Annotated in this window: 26 protein-coding genes; 18 read left to right on the forward strand and 8 right to left on the reverse strand. The window is 67.1% G+C overall.

Annotated features, from left to right (window positions below; all coding sequences use genetic code 11):
• Positions 1 to 224: 224 nt before the first annotated feature.
• The 5 genes from HWX87_RS22650 to HWX87_RS22670 form a co-directional block, all read right to left on the reverse strand.
• The gene (locus HWX87_RS22650) at positions 225 to 557 is read right to left on the reverse strand and encodes a hypothetical protein (protein ID WP_176049369.1); all 333 of its coding nucleotides are present in this window, start codon (positions 555 to 557) and stop codon (positions 225 to 227) included.
• Positions 558 to 944: 387 nt separating this feature from the next.
• Entirely contained in the window at positions 945 to 1,412 is a 468-nt protein-coding gene (locus HWX87_RS22655) for a nucleoside deaminase (protein ID WP_176049370.1), read from the reverse strand.
• A gap of 23 nt (positions 1,413 to 1,435) precedes the next feature.
• Positions 1,436 to 1,771, reverse strand: coding sequence for a hydroxyisourate hydrolase (uraH, locus tag HWX87_RS22660; protein WP_059235698.1), 336 nt, complete (start codon positions 1,769 to 1,771; stop codon positions 1,436 to 1,438).
• 46 nt (positions 1,772 to 1,817) lie between these two features.
• Complete coding sequence (uraH, locus tag HWX87_RS22665; RefSeq protein ID WP_176049371.1) at positions 1,818 to 2,339, reverse strand: hydroxyisourate hydrolase; 522 nt, start codon at positions 2,337 to 2,339, stop codon at positions 1,818 to 1,820.
• Positions 2,340 to 2,341: 2 nt separating this feature from the next.
• The gene (locus HWX87_RS22670; RefSeq protein WP_176049372.1) at positions 2,342 to 3,682 is read right to left on the reverse strand and encodes an MFS transporter; all 1,341 of its coding nucleotides are present in this window, start codon (positions 3,680 to 3,682) and stop codon (positions 2,342 to 2,344) included.
• Between the two features lie 378 nt (positions 3,683 to 4,060).
• Here HWX87_RS22670 and HWX87_RS22675 point away from each other — a divergent pair, with 378 nt between their 5' ends.
• The 3 genes from HWX87_RS22675 to trmB all read left to right on the forward strand — a co-directional run bounded on the left by HWX87_RS22675 (position 4,061) and on the right by trmB (position 6,789).
• On the forward strand, positions 4,061 to 4,999 hold the full coding sequence (locus HWX87_RS22675; protein WP_176049373.1) for a LysR substrate-binding domain-containing protein: 939 nt from the start codon (positions 4,061 to 4,063) through the stop codon (positions 4,997 to 4,999).
• Positions 5,000 to 5,148: 149 nt separating this feature from the next.
• Positions 5,149 to 5,676 carry a 2-oxo-4-hydroxy-4-carboxy-5-ureidoimidazoline decarboxylase gene (uraD, locus tag HWX87_RS22680; protein WP_176049374.1) on the forward strand — a complete coding sequence of 176 codons (528 nt, stop codon included), beginning with the start codon at positions 5,149 to 5,151 and terminating at the stop codon, positions 5,674 to 5,676.
• Positions 5,677 to 6,021: 345 nt separating this feature from the next.
• Positions 6,022 to 6,789: a tRNA (guanosine(46)-N7)-methyltransferase TrmB gene (trmB, locus tag HWX87_RS22685; RefSeq protein ID WP_176049375.1), complete on the forward strand. Its 768-nt coding sequence runs from the start codon at positions 6,022 to 6,024 to the stop codon at positions 6,787 to 6,789.
• A 94-nt stretch (positions 6,790 to 6,883) separates the two neighbouring features.
• Here the strand turns inward: trmB and HWX87_RS22690 are convergent, their stop codons facing one another.
• The 3 genes from HWX87_RS22690 to HWX87_RS22700 form a co-directional block, all read right to left on the reverse strand.
• Positions 6,884 to 7,714 (reverse strand): undecaprenyl-diphosphate phosphatase, encoded by an 831-nt coding sequence (locus HWX87_RS22690; protein WP_176049376.1) that lies wholly within the window; start codon positions 7,712 to 7,714, stop codon positions 6,884 to 6,886.
• Between the two features lie 79 nt (positions 7,715 to 7,793).
• On the reverse strand, positions 7,794 to 8,375 hold the full coding sequence (locus HWX87_RS22695) for a DUF1439 domain-containing protein (protein WP_176049377.1): 582 nt from the start codon (positions 8,373 to 8,375) through the stop codon (positions 7,794 to 7,796).
• Entirely contained in the window at positions 8,372 to 8,701 is a 330-nt protein-coding gene (locus HWX87_RS22700) for a YkgJ family cysteine cluster protein (RefSeq protein WP_244137729.1), read from the reverse strand. The genes HWX87_RS22695 and HWX87_RS22700 overlap by 4 nt, the downstream gene beginning before the upstream one ends.
• Before the next feature lie 159 nt (positions 8,702 to 8,860).
• Here HWX87_RS22700 and hemN point away from each other — a divergent pair, with 159 nt between their 5' ends.
• The 15 genes from hemN to HWX87_RS22775 all read left to right on the forward strand — a co-directional run bounded on the left by hemN (position 8,861) and on the right by HWX87_RS22775 (position 22,805).
• Positions 8,861 to 10,252 (forward strand): oxygen-independent coproporphyrinogen III oxidase, encoded by a 1,392-nt coding sequence (gene hemN / locus HWX87_RS22705; RefSeq protein WP_176049378.1) that lies wholly within the window; start codon positions 8,861 to 8,863, stop codon positions 10,250 to 10,252.
• A 72-nt stretch (positions 10,253 to 10,324) separates the two neighbouring features.
• A complete protein-coding gene (locus tag HWX87_RS22710; protein ID WP_176049379.1) occupies positions 10,325 to 10,582 on the forward strand; it encodes a hypothetical protein in 258 nt (85 codons plus the stop codon).
• Between the two features lie 104 nt (positions 10,583 to 10,686).
• Positions 10,687 to 11,343, forward strand: a complete 657-nt coding sequence (locus HWX87_RS22715; protein ID WP_176049380.1) for a protein-L-isoaspartate O-methyltransferase — start codon at positions 10,687 to 10,689, stop codon at positions 11,341 to 11,343.
• A gap of 14 nt (positions 11,344 to 11,357) precedes the next feature.
• Positions 11,358 to 11,681 carry a rhodanese-like domain-containing protein gene (locus HWX87_RS22720; RefSeq protein WP_176049381.1) on the forward strand — a complete coding sequence of 108 codons (324 nt, stop codon included), beginning with the start codon at positions 11,358 to 11,360 and terminating at the stop codon, positions 11,679 to 11,681.
• A gap of 365 nt (positions 11,682 to 12,046) precedes the next feature.
• Positions 12,047 to 13,354 (forward strand): urea ABC transporter substrate-binding protein, encoded by a 1,308-nt coding sequence (gene urtA / locus HWX87_RS22725; RefSeq protein WP_176049382.1) that lies wholly within the window; start codon positions 12,047 to 12,049, stop codon positions 13,352 to 13,354.
• Positions 13,355 to 13,467: 113 nt separating this feature from the next.
• Positions 13,468 to 15,087, forward strand: coding sequence for an urea ABC transporter permease subunit UrtB (gene urtB, locus HWX87_RS22730; RefSeq protein WP_176049383.1), 1,620 nt, complete (start codon positions 13,468 to 13,470; stop codon positions 15,085 to 15,087).
• A gap of 1 nt (position 15,088) precedes the next feature.
• Positions 15,089 to 16,276, forward strand: coding sequence for an urea ABC transporter permease subunit UrtC (urtC, locus tag HWX87_RS22735; protein WP_176049384.1), 1,188 nt, complete (start codon positions 15,089 to 15,091; stop codon positions 16,274 to 16,276).
• Positions 16,273 to 17,130 (forward strand): urea ABC transporter ATP-binding protein UrtD, encoded by an 858-nt coding sequence (urtD, locus tag HWX87_RS22740; protein ID WP_176049385.1) that lies wholly within the window; start codon positions 16,273 to 16,275, stop codon positions 17,128 to 17,130. Before urtC ends, urtD begins: the two co-directional genes overlap by 4 nt.
• A gap of 4 nt (positions 17,131 to 17,134) precedes the next feature.
• Positions 17,135 to 17,827 carry an urea ABC transporter ATP-binding subunit UrtE gene (gene urtE / locus HWX87_RS22745; protein WP_176049386.1) on the forward strand — a complete coding sequence of 231 codons (693 nt, stop codon included), beginning with the start codon at positions 17,135 to 17,137 and terminating at the stop codon, positions 17,825 to 17,827.
• Positions 17,828 to 18,029: 202 nt separating this feature from the next.
• A complete protein-coding gene (locus tag HWX87_RS22750) occupies positions 18,030 to 18,905 on the forward strand; it encodes an urease accessory protein UreD (protein ID WP_176049387.1) in 876 nt (291 codons plus the stop codon).
• A gap of 236 nt (positions 18,906 to 19,141) precedes the next feature.
• Entirely contained in the window at positions 19,142 to 19,444 is a 303-nt protein-coding gene (gene ureA, locus HWX87_RS22755) for an urease subunit gamma (RefSeq protein ID WP_006406310.1), read from the forward strand.
• A gap of 8 nt (positions 19,445 to 19,452) precedes the next feature.
• Entirely contained in the window at positions 19,453 to 19,758 is a 306-nt protein-coding gene (locus tag HWX87_RS22760; RefSeq protein ID WP_176049388.1) for an urease subunit beta, read from the forward strand.
• Between the two features lie 31 nt (positions 19,759 to 19,789).
• On the forward strand, positions 19,790 to 21,496 hold the full coding sequence (gene ureC / locus HWX87_RS22765) for an urease subunit alpha (protein ID WP_176049389.1): 1,707 nt from the start codon (positions 19,790 to 19,792) through the stop codon (positions 21,494 to 21,496).
• Between the two features lie 18 nt (positions 21,497 to 21,514).
• Complete coding sequence (gene ureE, locus HWX87_RS22770; protein ID WP_176049390.1) at positions 21,515 to 22,138, forward strand: urease accessory protein UreE; 624 nt, start codon at positions 21,515 to 21,517, stop codon at positions 22,136 to 22,138.
• Positions 22,125 to 22,805: an urease accessory protein UreF gene (locus tag HWX87_RS22775; protein ID WP_176049391.1), complete on the forward strand. Its 681-nt coding sequence runs from the start codon at positions 22,125 to 22,127 to the stop codon at positions 22,803 to 22,805. The genes ureE and HWX87_RS22775 overlap by 14 nt, the downstream gene beginning before the upstream one ends.
• Positions 22,806 to 22,814: the final 9 nt, after the last annotated feature.

Here is a 22,814-nt window from a genome sequence, read left to right on the forward strand (position 1 = left end):
TTCCAAACCCTTGCCGCACATGGCCTGAAGGGTTCTCCTGCAGTCACTGCCCCTCTTCCAGCAATATCAGTTCTCGAATGTGTGCCACGGCGCATGTCCGTCGCAAGATCTCCAGATAGATCGCCCACGACGTAAAGTCCGGCGCTTGCTCCATCCGCAACGCACATCCCGCCGCCCTCGCCCAACCACATGCGAACGCCGGATCGATGCACGCAACGCCTACCTCATACCGCCCGCATCATGACGATGAGGATAGGCAAGCACAGCAGGCCATGAAGCACGATCGCGCAATACGCCGGCATCGCATTCGCTCCGGCATCGCGGTTTGCATTCAGCAACGCACCGATCGCCCAGACGAGACCGCCGAGCGAGACGATTCCACACAGGACGACAACAGCCAGCGCGGTACCGATCGCACCGAACCCCGACGCCCCGGCAAAAGCCTCCGGACTATTAAAGATCGAAATGCCGACGATGCCGGCAATCGCGCACTCGGCGAGCGCGAGCGTCGCCGGGCCGCTACCGATCTTGCGACGCACGGAAGTTGTTTCGCTCATGGCTTTTCTCCCCAAAGGCCATTGGTCGTGGATCATGCCCACCCGTCATCTCTCACCATCGTTGCCAGTGCAACCCCATGCGGAACATGACGCATCATGGCGGCCGTCATCGCTTCTTGTCGTTCTGGCCGCGAACAATCGAAACGAAACGCGCGCTGTCCATTTTCATCGTGTTGCGCACGCGTCTCGCGCATCCGGTCATGCCGGTTGTGCGTCAGCGATTCTACTCAATCGCCCGGCGGCAGCCCATCGCCCGATCAATCGCGAACCGCCCAACGAAAAAAGGACACGCCCTCCCTCATCAGGAAAGCATGTCCAAAAACCGGTGCCGGGGAGTGCGCCGTTAGCGCCAGCACCGATCAACCCTGCGTGGTGCGAGCCCGTCGTTCAGCTACCGTGCACCGCTTGCCAGGCCTCATACAGGTCCTGCCCTTCATCGCGCGCACGGTGATAGACGAGCTTCATCTCGCGCTCTTCCAGCGGACGCGCGATCTCCACATACCCGCGCGCGGCCGACAGGTCGTACGGTTCGCCGTCTTCGTTCGAGTACGCGTAATACACCTCGCTGACGCCCGCCAGATACATCGCCGACAGGCACATCGAACACGGATACCCGCTCGCATACATCACCGAGCCGCTCAGGTCCGTGCTGCCGAGCGCCTTGCTCGCGGCACGCACGGCCTGCATCTCGGCATGCGCGCTCGGATCGCACGTCGCCTCCACTTCATTGACCGAACGCGCGAGCACCTTGCCGTCGCGGACGAGCACGGCGCCGAACGGCCAGGTCTTGCGCGCTCGTACGTTCTCCATCGCGAGGCGGATCGAGTCGACGAGGTAGGTATCGGTTTGAGACATGGCACTTCTCCATTCAGGTGAAATCAACTGCCGCGGTACGTCGAGAAAGACCACGGCGAGCAGAGCAGCGGCACGTGATAGTGCTGTGCCGGATCGAATACGGTGAAGCGAACCGGCACGACGTCGGACAGCGCACTCGCGTCCTTGAAATGCGCACCGATCGAGAAGCGCAGCTCGAACTGCCCGGCGCGCGCCGCTTCGCTGCGCAGCATCGGCGCGTCGGTGCGTCCGTCGGCGTTGCTGACCGTGCGGTTCAGCAATCTGGGCGGCGTGACGCCGAGGTCATAGAGTTCGATCGGTACGCCGCCGATCGGCTTGCCGGTCGTCAGGTCGAGAACATGGGTGCTGATGCCAGCCATTCGCTTGCTCCAATTCTGGTCGAGGGATCCGGAAAGAACCTGCCGCTCAGCTGCCGCGGTAGTACGTGTAGTTCCACGGCCCGAACTGCACGGGCAGGTGCAGCCGTTCCGATGCATCGGTGACGCGGAAGCGGATCGGCACCTGCGACAGGAACGACGGCGACGGCAGCCGCGCGCCCTTCATCCGGAAGTAATCGTCGACCTGCATCAGCAGCTCGTAGTCGCCCGCGACGTACGTGTCGCCGATCAGCAGCGGCTCGTCGGTCCGCCCGTTCCGGTTGATGACCGCCTTGCGAATCGGCACGGTCTCGCCTTTCTCGATCCGCGAAAACTCGACGTGCATGCCGGCCGCAGGCGCACCGTGATAGGTATCGAGCAGGTGAATGGTCAGGCGCGGGCTCGCGCCGTGCTGCGAGATCGGATCGGCCGCCTGCGCGGGCTTCAGCGCATCGCCCTGCGCCGCCGACGGCGTCGCGGCCTGTGCGCGGCCAGCGAGCAGCATGCCGCCGGCCGCAGCCATCGATGCCATCACGAATTGCCGGCGCTCACGTTTGATGAATTCGCTCATGATCAGGACTCCTTCGACTTGCGTGCATGCGCGATGCCGGTCACGACCAGCACGGCCGCCATCAGCTCGATCGCGGCGACGAGGTAAAGGCCCGGCGCGAGGCTGCCGGTCGCGCTCTTGACGAGCCCGAGCACATACGGCGCACCGAAGCCGGCCAGATTCGACACCGAATTGATCAGCGCGACGCCGATCGCGGCGGCGCTGCCGGCCAGATACAGGTTCGGCAACTGCCAGAAGACAGGGATCGCGCTCATCGTGCCGGCCAGCGCGACGATCATCGCGGCGATCGTGAACGCGGGCGCCACGCCCGGCATCCCGAGCAGCACGGCCATCACCGCCATCGCCAGCGCACCGCAACCGGCCGGTATCGCGAAGTGCCAGCGCACTTCCTTGTTCCGGTCGGAACGCGCACCGTTCAGGATCATCCCCGCAGCACCGAACACGTACGCGAGCGCGGCGATCCAGCCGATCACCACCGTCGCGCCGAAGCCCGAGTCGCGGATGATCGTTGGAATCCAGAACGTCAGCGCGGAGTTCGCGCACAGCAGGCAGAAGAAGATCGCGATCAGCAGCCACACCTTCGGATTGCGGAACAGCGTGCGCCAGTCGTGGCCGCGCTCGCCGAGTTCGCGCTTGTCCGCGTCCAGCACGTTGCGCACGACCTGCTGCTCGGCAACGGACAGCCACGTCGCCTGCTCCGGCCGATCGGTCATGTAGAAGTACGCAACGATCCCGGCCAGCACCGACGGGATGCCCTCGATGACGAACAGCCATTGCCAGCCGTGGAAGCCGTGCGAACCGTCGAGCGACGTCATGATGCTGCCGGCGAGCGGGCCGCCGAGCACGCCGGCGATCGCCGACGCCGACATGAACGTGCCGAACGCCTTCGCGCGCCGCGAGCTCGGATACCAGTAGGTCAGGTACAGGATGATGCCGGGATAGAAGCCGGCTTCGAATGCGCCGAGCAGGAAGCGCAGCAGATAGAACTGCGTCGGCGTCTTCACGAACGACTGCAGGATGCAGATGATCCCCCAGCCGATCGTGATGCGCATGATGGTCTTCTTCGCGCCGATCTTCTGCAGCAGCGCGTTCGACGGCACCTCGAAGAAGAAGTAGCCGAGAAAGAAGATGCCGGCGCCGAGCCCGTAGACGGCCTCGCTGAACTTGAGCGTATCGAGCATCTGCAGCTTCGCGAAACCGATGTTCACGCGGTCCAGCCACGCGAGCACCCACAGTGCGCTGAGAAACGGCAGAAGACGCCACGACACCTTGCGATAGACGCGCTCTTCAAGCGTCGGCTCGACCGACGAATAGACTGACGAATGCTGTTCTGTGACAGACACAGGTGTCTCCTGTAATGACTCGGCCGTCCTGGGCCGGCGACGCGACCGCCCGTCTCGCCGCCGCACTGCGCGGCGATCCGGTCGGGCCTCGGCGGCCTGCAAGGCCGTGATCTTGTTGTGAAGCCCGACCATATCGCAGGGGTCCGGCAGCAGACAGGTTCGGGTTGTTATAGGCCCCATAGCAAACCGCGCTGCAGGCCGCCCCGTACCGCTTCGCGGGGTGTCGCCCGTCAAGCGTGGCGGCCGTTTCAGCAGCATCGACGCCGATCTCGCCCGTCTCCCGATTGCCGGGCAGGCGCTCCGTGACGTACCTCGAACCGTTGACGCCGTTCGGCACTCGACGGCAAAGTGGAGCCGGTCAACGAACCCGAAACCACCATGCGCAACGACGATCCGCTGGACACCTACCTGCTTCGCGTGCTGTGTACGCTGGTCGAGGAACGCAGCGTGTCGCGCACGGCGATCCGGCTGAACCAGTCGCAGCCCGCGCTCAGCAGCGCGCTGAAACGCCTGCGCAAGCTGTTCGACGATCCGCTGCTCACGCGCGAAAAGAACGAGATGGTGCCGACCGAGCGCGCACTGCAGCTCACGCAGGACGCGCGCGTCGCGCTCAATGCACTCGACAAGATGTTCAGCGCCGACGACGCATTCGATCCGCAGCGCTCCGACCGCACGTTCACGATCGCGATGCCCGACTACCTCGCGCCGCCGTTCTTCGCGGACCTGGCGCGGCGGTTCCGCCAGCACGCGCCGAATTCGAAGCTCGTCACGCTGCCGATGGGCGCCGAATACGACTACGAGAAGGCGCTGGCCGAAGGCCAGGTCGACGTCGTGATCGGCAACTGGCCGACGCCGCCCGAGCACCTGCACATGAACGTGCTGCTCGAGGACGAAATCGTGTGCCTGATGTCGAAGGACAATCCGCTCGCGAAACCCGGCAAGCTGACGGCGGAAAGCTATATCGATGCGTCGCACCTGGTGCCGCTGCCCTACTCGAGCTCGCAGCGCGGTGTCGTGGAGAGTTCGCTCGCGACGTTGCGCCTGAGCCGCGGCCGGCAGATGTCTTGCCCGTACTTCAGTCTCGCGCCGTACCTCGTCAGCGAATCCGACCTGATCCTGACGACCGCGCGGCATTTCGCGGCCTACTACGCACGCCGCCTGCCGCTGCTGATCCGCCCGGCACCCTTCAACTTTCCGCTGATGCGCTTCTATGTGCTTTGGCATCCGAACAAGCATCGCTCGAAGGCGCATGCGTGGCTGCGCGGACTGTTGTCGGACAGCGGCGAGCGGCTGACGTCGATTGCCGGCGCCGCATGAAGCGCGCGGCGAAGCGGGCCCGGAACCGCCGACGTGCGGGGCCGATGCCCCGACTGGTATACGGCCAATAGGACTTGCCCACTTCTGGTCGCACCGGCGCGATTCCTATACTCGGAACCTCCATTCCCGCTCGAAGGTTCCTACAGACGATGTCCTCGACTTCACTCGACACCACCAAGCTCGCCGCGATCAACGCGATGGCGAAGGATCAGTTCGTTCAAGCCCTCGGCGACATCTTCGAGCACTCGCCGGACGTTGCCGAAGACGCGTGGGCCGCGCGCCCGTTCGCGTCGGTCGACGCGCTGCACGACGCGATGATGGCCAGCATCCGCGCGCGCGGCATCGATGCGAAAAAGGCGTTCTTCGATCGCCACCCCGAACTGTCGGCACAGGCCGTGCGCGGCGGCGGGCTGACGCATGCATCGGTCAGCGAACAGACGAGCGCCGGCCTCGACGCACTGACCGACGACGAGGAAATCCGCCTGCAGCGGATGAACCGCGCGTACCGCGAGCAGCACGGCTTCCCGTTCATCATCTGCGTGCGCCATTACACGAAAGCCGGCATCTTCTTCGAACTGGAAAGCCGCGTGTCGCGCGAGACCGCATTCGAACTCGATTACGCGCTGAACCAGATCAAGGCGATCACGCGCCGCCGGCTCGACCAGCGCGTCGCGTGACACGCAACAGATCCGTTCGCTGAAACGAGGGCCGAAGCGGCATGCGCTTCGGCCCTTTTTCCATATGGCCCCAACCCGAAGCACGTCGACGCCGGGCCAGCGGCAGCGCGGCCACCGCCCACGCAACCTTGCCAGTCGGATCAAACCAGTCCATAATCCGGCTCTTTCCGGTTGGCTGAACGGGAAATCCTTAAGGATCAACGGCTTGACGGCGTATCGCCGCTCCCGTCGCCACGTTCCGCAACCGCGCGCCAGCCGCCTCGTCGAAGGCGGCTTTTTTGTACCGCGCTGGCGCGTCCCGCGCGCCCGATGCCCTCGCCCGCAACCGAGCCTTTCTCTGTACCGATGATGCACGACGATCCGAACGAAGCCGGCCTGCCGCCGCACGACGACGCCATTACCGACGAAGCCGCCGAAGGCGCCGACGCAGTCAACCCGCTGCACCACCGCCGCATCCGCAGCTTCGTGACACGCGCCGGCCGCGTGTCGACCGGCCAGCGCCGTGCGCTTGACGACCTCGGCCCGCGCTTCGTCGTCCCGTATGCGCCGGAACTGCCCGACTGGGATGACGTGTTCGGCCGCAGCGCGCCGCGCATCCTCGAGATCGGTTTCGGCATGGGCGCGTCGACCGCGGAAATCGCCACGCACCGCCCGGGCGACGACTTCCTCGGCGTCGAAGTGCACGAGCCGGGCGTCGGCGCGCTGCTGAAGCTGATCGGCGAGCAGGATCTGCCGAACATCCGCATCATCCAGCACGACGCGGTCGAAGTGCTCGAGCACATGCTCGCGCCGGAAAGCCTCGACGGCGTGCACATCTTCTTCCCCGATCCGTGGCACAAGGCGCGCCACCACAAGCGCCGGTTGATCCAGCCGCCGCTCGTCGCGCATCTCGCGTCGCGCCTGAAGCCGGGCGCGTACATCCACTGCGCGACCGACTGGCAGAACTACGCCGAACAGATGCTGGAAGTGCTCGGCGCGGAGCCGACGCTCGAGAACACGGCCGCCGACTACGCACCGCGCCCCGACTACCGCCCGGTGACGAAGTTCGAACGGCGCGGGCTGCGGCTCGGCCACGGCGTGTGGGACCTGGTGTTCCGCAAGCGCGCAGGCTGAACGACTCGCCGCTGCCCCGAATGGAAAAAGGCCCGACCGGCATCTGCCGATCGGGCCTTTTTTTATCGGTGGCGCATCGGCCGCCGTATCGGCATCACGCCCAGTTGAGCCAGCCGCTGTAACCGACCAGCAGCACGAACAGCCCGAACGCGATCCGGTACCACGCGAACACCGTGAAATCGTGCGTCGCGACGTAGCGCAGGAGCCAGCGCACGCACACGAACGCGCTGACGAACGCCGCGACGAGCCCGAGCGCGAACAGGCCGAGCGAATCGACGGTGAACGCCTGCCAGTCCTTCACGGTTTCATAGAGCGTCGCGCCGAAGATGATCGGGATCGCGAGAAAGAACGAGAATTCGGTGGCCACACGCCGGTCGAGACCGAACAGCATCCCGCCGATGATCGTCGAGCCCGAGCGCGACATGCCAGGCACCAGCGCGAAGCACTGCGCAAGGCCGACCTTCAACGCATCGAGCGGCGTCAGCGCATCGACCGACAGCACGCGCGGCGGCTCGCTGCGTTCGCGTTGCCGCGCCTCGGCCCACAGGATGATCGCACCGCCCACGACCAGCGCGAACGCGACGGGCACCGGCGAGAACAGCACGGCCTTGATCTTCTTCTCGAACAGGAGGCCGAGCGCGATCGCGGGAATCGTCGCGATCACGACGTTCAGCGTGAAGCGCCGCGCGTCGGGCCGGCTCGGCAGCCCGGACACGATGGACGCGATCCGTTGCCGGTATTCCCAGCAGACCGCGAGAATCGCGCCGAACTGGATCACGACGTCGAAGGTTTTCGCGTGCGAATCGTTGAAATTCAGGAAGCTGCCCGCGACGATCAGGTGACCGGTGCTCGACACCGGCAGGAATTCCGTCAGCCCCTCGACGACGCCGAGGATCAATGCCTTGCAGATCAGGATCCAGTCCATCCGTGGCCCAACTCCGAAATGGTCGAAAGAAAGGGCCACTCTTCCACGCGCGGCCCGCCCGGCCACGCGCGGTCCGTCGTCACTTTTCGACGATCGCCACGCGTATGCCGTTTGTAAGAATCGTAATTGTACCGGGTTCGTAGTTCACCCCGGCAAATTGCAGCTGTTCGGGCTTGAACGTGTAGATCGGATAGTTGGTCAGCAACTGCGTCGCGAGCAGGCCGGCGGCCGCGCCGACCTGCTGCGCATACATCTGCGCGTCGCCGTCGAGCACGAGGCTGTCGACGGCCGGCGCCTTCAGCACGACCGAGCGGCTCGGCGCGTCGTACGCGAGCTGGCCCGACACGGTGAACTTGCCGCTGACGGGCGCGCGCAAAAACGGGCTCGCGAAATGCGCGTCGAGCTGCACCGCGACGCGGTTCTGGTCGGGCAGCAGGTTGACGGCCGGGTTCGCGAGCGACACGTCGACGACCTGCGCGACCGTCTTCTGGTACGGGAACTTGCGGCCGACGGCCTTCTGCACGTCGCCGCGCGAGAACGTGTAGTGATCGGGGATGAACGGGAACGTCGACGCGCAGGCAGCGAGCGAGATGCACACGCCGACGGCGCCGATGGATACGGCAAGGAAACGGCGCCGGCTGGGCGCGCGAGGTGCGGTCATGCTGAACTCTCTCCTGTATGCGACGACGGCTGCGTCGCGGCCTCGAGGCGCGTGAGCCACGCGAGCGCGTCGTCGCGCGACGCGCCGCACATGTCGGCGGACGGCTGCAGCCCGGAACAGCACGCGGGGCGCTCGGGCCGGCCGAAGATCATGCAGCGCAGGTCGCCGCCGAGCTGCACGCAGCGCACGCCGGCCGGCTTGCCGCCGGGCATGCCCGGAATCGGGCTGGAAATCGACGGCGCGATGCAGCACGCGCCGCAACCCTCGCGGCACGCATGCGGCGGGACATCGGCGGGCGCCAGGCGGACAGGCAATTCGACGGACACTCGGCTCTCTCGACAAACAACAAAAACGGTGCGGCAACCGGACGCGGCGTCCGGCAGCCCCACCCCGCATTGTGCCATCGCCGGCTGCGACGTTATTACACAATGCAGCCGAATCGCGCGTTTATATACTCGAAAGCATCTAAAAAGCGCGAGACCGTCATGAGTTCTGGTTCTGCCGACACAATGTTCCGTCCCGATTTGCTCGCGAAATACGGCGCGAACGGGCCGCGCTATACGTCATACCCCACCGCGCTGCAGTTCCGCGACGATTTCGACCCGGCCGACTACGTGCGCGCGGCCGGCGACCCCGGTGCGTCGTCGAGCGAGCTGTCGCTGTACTTCCACATCCCGTTCTGCAACACCGCGTGCTTCTACTGCGGCTGCAACAAGATCGCGACCAACAACCACCGCCGCGCCCGCCCGTATCTCGACCAGCTCAAGCGCGAGATGGCGCTGCAGGCCGCGCTGTTCGATCCGTCCCGCCCCGTCACGCAGCTGCACTGGGGCGGCGGCACGCCGACCTTCCTGTCCGACGACGAAACGGCCGAGCTGATGGCGGCCACCCGCGAGCACTTCGCGCTCGCGCCGGACGCCGACGCCGAGTTCTCGATCGAGATCGATCCGCGCACGGTCACGCCCGCGACCCTCGTGCACCTGCGCACGATCGGCTTCAACCGGCTGAGCCTCGGCGTGCAGGATTTCGATCCGGTCGTGCAGCAGGCGATCAACCGCATCCAGCCGCTCGCGATGACGGCCGACCTGCTCGCCGCCGCCCGCGCGACGGGCTTTCATTCGGTGAGCGTCGACCTGATCTACGGGCTGCCGCACCAGACCGTCGCCGTGTTCGCGCGCACGCTCGAGACGATCATCGAGCTCGCGCCCGATCGCCTGTCGGTGTTCGGCTACGCGCACATGCCGCACCTGTTCAAGATGCAGCGGCAGATCGACGATGCGACGCTGCCGCCGCCCGAAACGCGCATCGCGCTGCTCGGCCTCGCGATCGACATGCTGACGTCGGCCGGCTACGTGTACATCGGAATGGACCACTTCGCGCGGCCGTCCGACGAGCTCGTGCGCGCGCAGCGCAACGGCACGCTGCAGCGCAATTTCCAGGGCTACAGCACGCGCGCGGATACCGATCTCGTCGGCTTCGGCGTGTCGTCGATCGGCAAGGTCGGCGACGTCTACGCGCAGAACGCGAAGGATCTGCCCGCCTACGGCGCCGCCCTCGACGCGGGCCGGCTGCCGATCGCGCGCGGCGTGCGGCTCACGCCCGACGACCGGCTGCGCCGCGACGTGATCACACAACTGATGTGCAACCTCGACCTGCCGTTCTCGCACGTCGAGGCCGCGCACGGCATCCGCTTCGCCGATCATTTCGCGCGCGAGCTCGACGCGTTGCGCCCGTTCGAGCGCGACGGGCTGCTGACGATCGCGGGCGACCGCCTGACGATCCATCCGGCCGGCCGGATGGTCGTGCGCAACATCGCGATGGCGTTCGACGCGTATCTGGGCCAGACGCCGCAGCAGCGCTACTCGCGCACCGTCTGACACCCGCGCCGGCCGCATGCGGGCCGCCGGTTTGATACAGTGTGGGGCTTACGTTCCGCCAGAACCCGCACGATGCGCACCACCAAAGCGACCTACGCCGTCGAACGCCTGAAGACCCGCTCCGGCAACCCGCAATTCGCGGCCGTCGCGATGGCGGGCGGCCTGTTCTATCTCGTCGACCGCTCCGGCGGCACCACCGAGAAGCGCTGCGAGCCGCTGCCGCTCGACGAGTTCGTCAAGTTCGTCGATGAATTCGGCCCCAAAAAACCGCGCAAGGCGAGCAAGCTCGACCTCGCATTCGAGGCGCAGATCAAGAAGAGCAAAGGGTAAGGGTCTGTTGCAGGCCGCCTGAAGGCTTCGCAGCCGCCCCGTTTGGTACAATCACGAAGTTTCTCTATCCCCGCTGATGGCCGACCAGGCTGCGTGACCACACCATGAATATCGAAAACGCGCGTTTCAACATGATCGAACAACAGATCCGGCCGTGGGACGTGCTGGATCTGGACGTCCTGGGCCTGCTGTCGATCGTCAAGCGTGAAAACTACGTTCCGGCCGAATACCGCGATATCGCGTTCGCCGACCTCGAACTGCCGCTGCCCGGCGGCACCAGCAAGATGCTGTTCCCGCGCGTCGAAGCGCGCGTGCTGCAGGAGCTGACGGTCAAGAAGCACGAGAACGTGCTGCTGATCGGCGCGGGTTCGGGCTACCTGGCCGCCCTGTTCGCCCATCGCGCACAGCACGTGACGGCCGTCGAGATCGATCCGACGATCGCGAAGTTCGCGGAAGACAACCTGCGCAACGACGGCGTGACCAACGCTGAAGTCGTGCTCGGCGACGGTTCGCGGGGCTGGGCCGGCAAGGCGCCGTACGACGTGATCTGCGTCGCGGGCGGCCTGCCCGTCGTGCCGCAGGAGATGCTCGAGCAACTGAAGGTCGGCGGCCGCCTGTCGGCATTCGTCGGCGGCCGTCCGGTGATGAAGGCGCAGATCATCACGCGCATCGACGACAAGCAGTACCGCGTCGCCGACGTGTTCGAAACGTACATCGACCACCTCGTCAACGCGATCGAGCCGTCGCGCTTCAAGTTCTGAGCAGCGGAGCCTCCATGCAGATCCTGACGCCCGCGATGCTCGCGGAATGGCTCGGCGATGCGACGCGCCCCGCACCGGTCGTGCTCGACGTGCGTGAGCCGTGGGAAATCGCGACCGCGCAGATCGCCGGCAGCGTGTCGATCCCGATGCAGCAGATTCCCGCGCGCAGCGAGGAGCTCGACGACGAAACGGAAATCGTCTGCGTGTGCCATCACGGGATGCGCAGCGCGCAGGTCGCGATGTTCCTCGAATCGCGCGGCTTCACGAAGCTGTACAACCTGCAAGGCGGGATCGACGCGTGGTCGCGCGACGTCGATCCGTCCGTGCCGCGTTACTGACCTGTCCGGCGGCGCATCGCGCGCCGCCTCGCCGCCCGGCACACTGCCGCCGGCCGCACTGATCCGCCGAACGGGCACGCATCGCGTGCCCGTTGCTCTTTTCCGCCCCGCTCCGTCTCCTTCCGCACGCCGCCGCCGACGCGCAGCGGCGCAGCGCCCCCGACCGTGCACCATTTGCGCCCGCGCGCCTGCACCGCAACGGACCGCGGATGCTGCACGACGCATCATCCGCACCACCCCGACGCCCCGGAACGCCCCGCACAGGCACGCCCGGCGTGCATCCGCGCGACTGGCACATGCCTTGCGTTACACGATGGCAGGCGCCGCCACGGCGCACGCGCATCCAACACGACAAGGGGATCCCGATGAAACGTCGCAGTCTGTTGAAGTTCGGTTCGATGGCCGGCGCGCTCGCGCTGGCGGGCAAGAGCCCGTTCGCGCACGCCGCCGATGCGGGCACCGGCCCGATCAAGGTCGGCATCCTGCATTCGCTGTCGGGCACGATGGCGATCTCGGAGACGTCGCTGAAGGACACCGCGCTGATGACGATCGCCGACATCAACAAGAGCGGCGGCGTGATGGGCCGCAAGCTCGAGCCCGTGGTGGTCGATCCCGCGTCGAACTGGCCGCTGTTCGCCGAGAAGGCGCGCCAGTTGCTCACGCAGGACAAGGTGGCGTGCGTGTTCGGCTGCTGGACGTCGGTGTCGCGCAAGTCCGTGCTGCCGGTGTTCGAGGAGCTGAACGGGCTGCTCTACTACCCGGTGCAGTATGAGGGCGAGGAAATGTCGCGCAACGTGTTCTACACGGGCGCCGCGCCGAACCAGCAGGCGATTCCGGCCGTCGAGTACCTGATGGGCGCGGAAGGCGGCGGCGCGAAGCGCTTCTTCCTGCTCGGCACCGACTACGTGTACCCGCGCACGACCAACAAGATCCTGCGTGCATTCCTGAAATCGAAGGGCGTGAAGGATACCGATATTCAGGAGGTCTACACGCCGTTCGGCCACAGCGATTACCAGACCATCGTCGCGAACATCAAGAATTTCTCTCAAGGCGGCAAGACGACCGTGATCTCGACGATCAACGGCGACTCGAACGTGCCGTTCTACAAGGAACTCGGCAACCAGGGGATCAAGGCGACCGACGTGCCGGTCGTCGCGTTCTCGGTCGGCGAGGAAGAACTGCGCGGGATCGATACGAAGCCGCTCGTCGGCCACCTCGCCGCGTGGAACTACTTCATGTCAGTGAAGAACCCGACCAACACGAAGTTCAAGGATCAGTTCGCCGCATGGGTGAAGGCGAACAACCTGCCGGGCGGCGCGAAGCGCGTGACCAACGACCCGATGGAAGCGACCTACGTCGGCATCCACATGTGGAAGCAGGCCGTCGAGAAGGCGAAGAGCACCGACGTCGACAAGGTGCGCGTCGCGATGATCGGCCAGACCGTCGCCGCGCCGTCGGGCTTCACGCTCGCGATGGACGGCAACCATCACCTGCACAAGCCGGTGATGATCGGCGAGATTCGCGGCGACGGGCAATTCAACGTCGTGTGGAAGACCAAGACCGCGGTGCGCGCGCAACCGTGGAGCCCGTTCATCGCGGGCAACCAGGGCAAGCCGGACATCGTCACGTCGATCCCGGCGTTCCTGCGCCGGCAGCGCACGGCGCTGGCCTGACGCGATGCAGGGGCGCGCGCACCGGCGCGCTGCCCCGCTCGCACGCATGCACCGATGCGCCGGCCGGCACATCGGTGCATGAATCCGCCTCCCTACGCCGACAGGATCTCCCGATGCCTACACGCTTTCGCCGCGCCGCCGTCGCGATCGTCGCGTGCGCCGCCCTCGCGGGCATGCTGCCGCACGCCGCATTCGCGCTGACGGCGGCCGATACCGCCGCGCTCGCCGGCGACGACTTCGACGCGAAGGAGTCCGCGATCGAGCGCCTCGCCGCCGACACCGATCCGCGCGCCGTCGCGGTGCTCAATGCACTGTCGAGCGGCGACGCGCTCGCGACCGGCGACGGCCGCTTGCTGATCCAGACCGGCGACACCGCACACGACGCGCTCACGCAGGCCGCGATGCCGGCCGGCGATGCGCAGCCCGTGATGCTGAACAACCTGCTGCGCACGAAGATCGCGGGCGCGCTGTCGGGCCTCGCGCTTGCATCGCCCGACGTCGCCGCGCGACGCGACGCGATCGATGCGCTGCTGAAGTCGCCCGACCCGGCGCTCAAGCCGATGATCGACCGCGCCCGCGCGAAGGAAACCGACCCCGCGTTGAAGCGCCGCCTCGACGCACTGTGGGCGATCGCCGCGCTGCACGATGCCGATCCGGCGAAGCGCCTCGAAGCCGTGCAGGTGGTGGCCGCGCGCCGCGACCTCGACATGATCGAACAGCTGCGCCCGCTCGTCGCGAAGAATGCCGACGGCAGCTCCGCGGAACCCGACGCGCGTGTGCGCGACGCCGCGCAGCAAGGGCTCGACGCACTGCACACGCTGCAGCGCCGCGGCGAGATCGTCGGCACCTTGTTCGCGGGCCTGTCGCTCGGCAGCGTGCTGCTGCTCGCCGCGCTCGGCCTCGCGATCACCTACGGGCTGATCGGCGTGATCAACATGGCGCACGGCGAATTCCTGATGATCGGTGCGTACGCAACCTATGTCGTGCAGACGCTGATCCAGCGCTACGCGCCCGGCGCATTCGACTGGTATCCGCTCGTCGCCGTGCCCGTGTCGTTCGTCACGGCCGCACTCGTCGGCATCGTGCTCGAACGTCTCGTGCTGCGGCACCTGTACGGCCGCCCGCTCGAAACGCTGCTGGCGACGTTCGGCGTGAGCCTGATCCTGATCCAGGCGACGCGCATGCTGTTCGGCGCGCAGAACGTGCAGGTCGTGAACCCGTCGTGGATGAGCGGCGGCGTGACGGTGATGCAGAACCTGATCCTGCCTTACAACCGGCTCGCGATCCTCGCGTTCGCGCTCGCGGTGGTCTTCATCGCATGGGCCGTGCTGACGAAGACGCGGCTCGGCCTGTTCGTGCGCGCGGTCACGCAGAACCGCCGGATGGCCGCATGCGTCGGCGTGAAGACCGCTCGCGTCGACGCGTATGCGTTCGCGTTCGGCGCGGGCATCGCCGGCCTCGGCGGCTGCGCGCTGTCGCAGATCGGCAACGTGGGCCCCGACCTCGGCCAGAACTACATCATCGATTCGTTCATGGCGGTTGTGCTCGGCGGTGTCGGGCAGATCGCCGGCACCGTGCTCGGCGGCTTCGGGCTCGGCCTCGCGAGCAAGGCGATCGAGCCGTTCTGGGGCGCCGTGCTCGCGAAGATCGCGGTGCTCGTGATGATCGTGCTGTTCATCCAGAAACGCCCGCAGGGCATGTTCGCCCCGAAGGGCCGCAGCGCGGAGGCTTGACGTGACTTCATTCACCGATTCGCTGTCGAACCCGGTCGCCGATTCACCCAAGCCCGCTGCCGCCGCGCGCGCGGCCGACGGCTTCGCGCTCGGCCTGCCGCCGCGCCCGGCGCTGCTGTCGCGCCGCGCATGGCTCGCGCTCGTCGCGTTGTGCATCGCGATCGGCATCGGCGTGCCGCTCGCCGCGCTCGTCGCGCCCGAAGCGAGCGCGTTCCATCTGTCCGCATACGCGATGACGCTCGCCGGCAAACTGATGTGCTACGCGATCGCCGCGCTCGCGCTCGATCTCGTGTGGGGCTACTGCGGAATCCTGAGCCTCGGCCATGGCCTCTTCTTCGCGCTCGGCGGTTATGCGATCGGCATGTACCTGATGCGCGAGATCGGCCGCGACGGCAAGTACGGCAGCGACCTGCCCGACTTCATGGTGTTTCTCGACTGGCACCAGTTGCCGTGGTACTGGAGCGGCACGCAGCACCTCGCGTGGGCGCTCGCGCTCGTCGTGCTCGCGCCGGCCGTGCTCGCCTGGGTGTTCGGCTTCTTCACGTTCCGTTCCCGCGTGAAGGGCGTATACCTGTCGATCATCACGCAGGCGCTGACGTTCGCCGCGATGCTGCTGTTCTTTCGCAACGAGACGGGCTTCGGCGGCAACAACGGCTTCACCGACTTCAAGCGCATCGCGGGCTTCGCGATCACGTCGCCCGGCACGCGCACGGTGCTGTTGCTGCTGACGTTCGCGACGCTCGTGCTGTCGTTCATCGCCGCGCGCGCGATCGTCACGAGCAAGCTCGGGCGCGTCGTCACCGCGGTGCGCGACGGCGAGACGCGGCTGATGTTCCTCGGCTACAGCCCGCTCGCGTACAAGCTGTTCGTGTGGACCGTGTCGGCCGTGCTGTGCGGCATCGCAGGGGCGCTGTACGTGCCGCAGGTCGGCATCATCAATCCCGGCGAGATGTCGCCCGGCAACTCGATCGAAATGGCGATCTGGGTCGCGGTAGGCGGACGCGGCACGCTGATCGGGCCGATCGTCGGCGCGTTCGCGGTGAACGGCGCGAAGAGCCTGTTTACCGCGTACTTCGCCGAATACTGGCTGTTCTTCCTCGGCCTGATCTTCGTGCTCGTGCCGCTGCTGCTGCCGCGCGGGATCATGGGCCTCGTCGAAACCTTGATCGCGAAAGGGAAACGCGCATGAACGGAACGGCCCTGTACCAGTTCACGCCGCCGCCCGAAGACGAACTGCTCGCCGTCAGCGGCTCCGCGTCGATGGGGCGCGTGGTGCCGCAAGGCATCGACACGTCGCACGGCACGATCCTCTACCTCGAGGATATCGAGGTGAGCTTCGACGGCTTTCGTGCGCTGAAGAAGCTGTCGCTCGCGATCGACGCGGGCGAGCTGCGCTGCGTGATCGGCCCGAACGGCGCGGGCAAGACGACGATGATGGATGTCGTCACCGGCAAGACGCGCCCCGACGCCGGGAGCGTATTTCTCGGCCAGACGCTCGACCTCGCGCGGATGAGCGAGCCCGAGATCGCACGCGCGGGCATCGGCCGCAAGTTCCAGAAGCCGACCGTGTTCGAACAGCATCCGGTGTGGGAAAACCTCGAACTCGCGATGCAGACCGACAAGGGCTGGCTCGCATCGCTGCGCGCGCGGCTCGACCGCTCGGCGCAGGCGAAGATCGAGGAAACGCTCGCGTTGATCGGCCTCGAAAGTCACGCATACCGTGCAGCCGGCGAACTGTCGCACGGGCAGAAGCAGCGGCTCGAGATCGGCATGCTGCTGATGCAGCGCCCCGCCCTGCTGCTGCTCGACGAGCCGGCGGCCGGGATGACCGACCACGAGACGATGGAACTCGCCGAACTGCTGAACACGCTGCGCGGCACCTGCTCGATGATGGTCGTCGAGCACGACATGGAATTCGTCGCGGCACTCGCGGGCGACACGGGCCGCGTGACGGTGATGGCCGAAGGCGCGGTGCTCGCGCAGGGCACGCTCGACCAGGTCAAGCGCGACGACGCGGTGATCGAGTCTTATCTCGGACGATGATGCGATGCTGAAGATCGAAGCACTGAACCAGTACTACGGCGGCAGCCACATCCTGCGCAACGTGAACCTCGCCGCCGACGACGGCAAGCTCACCGTGCTGCTCGGCCGCAACGGCGTCGGCAAGAGCACGTTGCTGCGCTGCCTGATGGGCGTCGTCGCCGCGAAAAGCGGCAGCGTGTCGTGGCGCGGCACCGCGCTCGGTGCGCTGCCGCCGTATGCGCGCGTCGCGGCCGGGCTCGCGTACGTGCCGCAGGGTCGCGACATCTTTCCGCGGCTGACCGTCGAGGAAAACCTGCTCGTCGGCGCGGCGAGCCGCAAGGCGCCGTCGAAGGTACCCGACCGCATCTACGACCTGTTCCCGGTGCTGAAGGACATGCGCGCGCGGCGCGGCGGCGACCTGTCGGGCGGCCAGCAGCAGCAGCTCGCGATCGGCCGCGCGCTGATGAGCGAGCCGCAGTTGCTGATCCTCGACGAGCCGACCGAAGGCATCCAGCCGTCGATCATCCAGGACATCGGCCGCACGCTGCGCCAGCTCGTCGACGAATCGAGGATGACCGTGCTGCTCGTCGAACAGTATTACGACTTCGCGCAATCGATCGCGGACAGCTACTGGGTGATGAGCCGCGGCGAGATCGTCGCGGGCGGCGACGCGCACGACATGGAGACGAACGGCGTGCGCGAACTGATCGCGGTGTGATGCGCGGCACGGCGGTAGGCACCGCGATAGACACGGCGGTAGGCACGGCGGTAGGCACGGCGGTAGGCACCGCAACGGGTACCGGCGGCCGGTTCGCGACGCGCCCGCACGCGGCGCTTCCAACGAACGCGGCATCTGCATTATTGTTCCGGTAGCATCCACGTTCTTCGCGCCCGTTTCCCTCGTTTCCCGTTCGCCGCCGATGTCCGCCCCCGATTCGCACGCCACGCTGTCCCGCCCCGCCGTCGCCAAGTCGTGGCGCGGCCGCCTCGAACTCGGCTTCGAGCGGCACGGCGCGCGCACGACGCTCGTGCACCGGCTGCATGACGGCCCGCTGCGCGTGCAGCGGCCGCTGTACCCGGAAGGCGACGCGATCTGCCATGCGGTGATCGTCCATCCACCGGGCGGCGTCGCGGGCGGCGACCGGCTCGACATCGACATCGCGCTCGGCGACGGCACGCATGCGGTTTTGACGACGCCCGGCGCAACCAAGTGGTACAAGTCGAACGGCCTCGACGCGACGCAGCGCATCGGCATCACGGTCGGCCGCGACGCGAAGCTCGACTGGCTGCCGCAGAACAACCTGTTCTTCGACGCATCGCATGCGTCGCTCGATTTCACGGTGACGCTCGGCGCGGACGCGAGCGCGATCGGCTGGGACGCGACGCAGCTCGGCCGGCAGGCGGCAGGCGAAACCTGGTCGGCAGGACGCATCGCGTCGACCTCGGCGCTCGTCGATGCCGACGGCCGGCCGCTTTGGACCGAACGCGCGCTGCTCGACGCGCACGATCCGCTGCGCGGCGCGCTGCAGGGCCTCGCCGGCTTTCCCGCATACGGCACGCTGTGGGCCGTCGGCGCCGCGTGCGACGCCGCGCTGGCCGAGTCGCTCGCAACGCGGATGCCGTTCGACGACACGCTGCGCGCGGGCGCGACCTGCGTGACACCGGGCGTCGTGCTCGTGCGCGCGCTGTCGACATCGATGGAAGCGCTGCAGCGCCACTTCACCGACTGCTGGCTGCATCTGCGCCCGATCGTGCACGGCGTCGACGCACGGCCGCTGCGCCTCTGGCAAACCTGAGCGCGTTCGCGCCGCGCACCGTTTCGGCGCAGCACTGCATCAAACGCTGCACGTTACCCATGCACGGCGCACCACGAACGCGCATCGCGCACCATGCGACAGGCATGGCACGCGCCTTGCTCCTTACATAAGCGATACACGACGCACGCAAAACAGCGCGATGCTACGATGACCCGCGCGTTCGCCCGGTTGCGTGCGCGCCGATAAAAATTACGTTTTCCTGAACGTCTGCCTTCATGAAACTGACTCCCCGAGAGAAGGACAAGCTGCTGATCTTCACGGCGGCGCTGCTGGCCGAGCGCCGTCGCGCACGCGGCCTGAAGCTCAACTATCCGGAGGCGGTCGCCTTCATCACCGCCGCGCTGATGGAAGCCGCGCGCGACGGCAAGACGGTCGCCGAGGTGATGCACTACGGCACGACGCTGCTCACGCGCGACGACGTGATGGACGGCGTGCCGGAGATGATTCCGGACATCCAGGTCGAAGCGACCTTCCCCGACGGCACGAAGCTCGTGACCGTCCATCACCCGATTCCGTGAGGCCCCGCATGATCCCCGGCGAAATCCTCACCGACGACGGCGAACACGAACTGAACGCGGGACGCGAAACGCTCGCGCTCGTCGTCGCGAACACCGGCGACCGCCCGGTGCAGGTCGGCTCGCACTACCACTTCTTCGAAGTCAACGACGCACTGTCGTTCGACCGTGCGGCCGCGCGCGGCTTCCGGCTCAACATCGCGGCCGGCACGGCCGTGCGCTTCGAGCCGGGCCAGACGCGCACCGTCGAACTGGTCGCACTCGCAGGCGATCGCGCCGTCTACGGTTTTCAGGGCAAGGTGATGGGGCCGCTGTAAGCCGCGCCCCGCTCTTCAGGAACAGCACGACATGACACTACGCTTGAGCCGCCGCGCGTACGCGGAAATGTTCGGGCCGACGACGGGCGACCGCGTCCGGCTCGCCGATACCGAACTGCTGATCGAAATCGAACGCGACTTCACCACCTACGGCGAGGAAGTGAAATTCGGCGGCGGGAAAGTGATCCGCGACGGGATGGGCCAGTCGCAGCGCGTGGCGGCCGAGGTGCCCGACACGGTCATCACGAACGCGGTGATCCTCGATCACTGGGGCATCGTGAAGGCCGACATCGCAATCAAGCACGGCCGCATCGCCGCGATCGGCAAGGCCGGCAACCCCGACATTCAACCCGGTGTGACGATCGCGATCGGCGCCGCGACCGAAGTGATCGCCGGCGAAGGGCTGATCGTGACGGCCGGCGGCATCGACACGCACATCCACTTCATCAGCCCGCAGCAGATCGACGAGGCGCTCGCATCGGGCGTCACGACGATGCTCGGCGGCGGCACCGGGCCGGCCACCGGCACCAACGCGACGACCTGCACGCCGGGCCCGTGGCACATGGAGCGGATGCTGCAGGCCGCCGACGGCTGGCCGATCAACCTCGGCTTTCTCGGCAAGGGCAACGCTAGCCTGCCGGAACCGCTCGTCGAGCAGATCGCGGCCGGCGCGATCGGGCTGAAGCTGCACGAGGACTGGGGCACGACGCCCGCGGCGATCGACAACTGCCTGTCGGTCGCCGACGACACCGACACGCAGGTCGCGATCCACACCGATACGCTGAACGAAGGCGGCTTCGTCGAATCGACCGTCGCCGCATTCAAGGGCCGCACGATCCACACGTACCACACCGAAGGCGCGGGCGGCGGCCATGCGCCCGACATCCTGAAGGTGTGCGGCGAGTCGAACGTGCTGCCGTCGTCGACCAACCCGACGCGCCCGTACACGATCAACACGCTCGACGAGCATCTCGACATGCTGATGGTGTGCCATCACCTCGATCCGTCGATCGCCGAGGATCTCGCGTTCGCCGAATCGCGGATCCGCCGCGAGACGATCGCGGCCGAGGACATCCTGCACGATCTCGGCGCGCTGTCGATGCTGTCGTCCGATTCGCAGGCGATGGGCCGCGTCGGCGAAGTGATCATCCGCACGTGGCAGACCGCGCACAAGATGAAGGTGCAGCGCGGCGCGCTGCCGGAAGACACCACACGCAACGACAACTTCCGCGCGAAGCGCTACGTCGCGAAGTACACGATCAATCCGGCGATCACGCACGGCATCGCGCACGAAGTCGGCTCGATCGAACCCGGCAAATGGGCCGACCTCGTGCTGTGGGAACCGGCGTTCTTCGGGATCAAGCCGTCGATGATCCTGAAGGGCGGGATGATCGCGATGGCGCAGATGGGCGACCCGAATGCGTCGATCCCGACGCCGCAGCCGGTCCACTATCGCGAGATGTTCGCGACGCGCGGCGGTGCGCTCGCCCGCACGTCGCTGACCTTCGTGTCGCAGATGGCGGCCGATGCGGGCATCGCGCAACGCTACGGCCTCGCGAAGCAGGTCGTGCCCGTGCGCAACTGCCGCAACGTGACGAAGGCCGACATGATCCACAACGCGTGGCGCCCGTCGATCAGCGTCGATCCCGAAACCTACGACGTGATCGCCGACGGCCAGTTGCTCACCTGCGAGCCGGCGACGGTGCTGCCGATGGCGCAGCGCTATTTCCTGTTCTGATTTCCGGTTCCCCGTTTCATGCGCACCCTCGACAAACGTATTGCCCCGAACGTGAAACTCGCCGCGTCGCTCGTCGCACGCGCGCCGACACTCACGCTCGCCTATGAAGCCCGCTGCAAGAGCCGCCTCGCGGCGACGCTCGACACCGGCGAGGAAGTCGCGGTCCTGCTGCCGCGCGGCACGATCCTGCGCGACGGCGACGTGCTCGTCGCCGACGACGGCGCGCTCGTGCGCATCGCCGCGGCGCCCGAAACCGTGCTGCTCGTGCGCGCGGCCGAGCCGCTCACGCTGATGCGCGCCGCGTATCACCTCGGCAACCGTCACACGCCGGTCGAGATCGGCGACGGTTACCTGAAGCTCGAAGCCGACCCGGTGCTCGCCGACATGCTGCGCCGACTCGGCACGCAGGTCGAGGAAGCGCACGCGCCGTTCCAGCCGGAAGCCGGCGCGTACGGTGGCGGCCACAAGCATGGACACGATGCGACGTTCGCAGAGGATTACGCCCTCGCGCAGCAGGTATTCGGCGAACATCACGGGCACTCGCACGATCACGATCACGATCACGATCACGATCACGATCACGATCACGATCATCAGCATGGTCCCGGATGCACGCACGGCCACGGCCATGACCACCACTGAACTCGTCGCGCTGCTGCACCTCGCGTCGCCGGCGCTGCCGATCGGCGCGTACAGCTATTCGCAGGGCCTCGAAGCCGCGCTCGACGCGAACCTCATTCACGACGCCGATTCCGCACGCGACTGGATCGCCAGCGGCCTGACCGACGTGCTCGCGCACGGCGAGTTGCCGTTTCTCGCGCACCAGCTCGCACGCTGGCATGCGCACGACGCGCCCGCGCTTGCCGCCGAAAACACGTGGTTCGTCGCGAGCCGCGAATCGGCGGAACTGCGCCGCGAAACCGAACAGATGGGCTGGTCGCTCGCGCAGCTGTGCGCGTCGCTCGAATGGGGCGATGCCGCGCGCCGCGCGACGCTCGCGTCGCTGTCGCCGATCGCGCTGCCGACCGCGTTCGCCTACGCGGCCGCGATGCACGACGCCGGCGCCGACGCGACGCTCGCCGCGTACGCATTCGGCTGGGTCGAGAACCAGACGTCCGCCGCGCTGAAGGCCGTGCCGCTCGGCCAGCTCGCCGGGCAACGCATCATCGTCGCGCTGCGCGGCGCGATCGACGCAGCCGTGCGCCGTGCGCTCGCGACGCCGCCCGACGCCGTCAACACGTTCGCGCCGCAGCTCGGCATCCTGTCCGCGCGGCACGAAACCCAGTACTCGCGGTTGTTCCGCTCCTGAACCCGACGC

The sequence above is a fragment of the Burkholderia sp. BCC1644 genome, from assembly GCF_902833225.1.
In the GTDB taxonomy this organism is placed as follows: Bacteria; Pseudomonadota; Gammaproteobacteria; order Burkholderiales; family Burkholderiaceae; genus Burkholderia.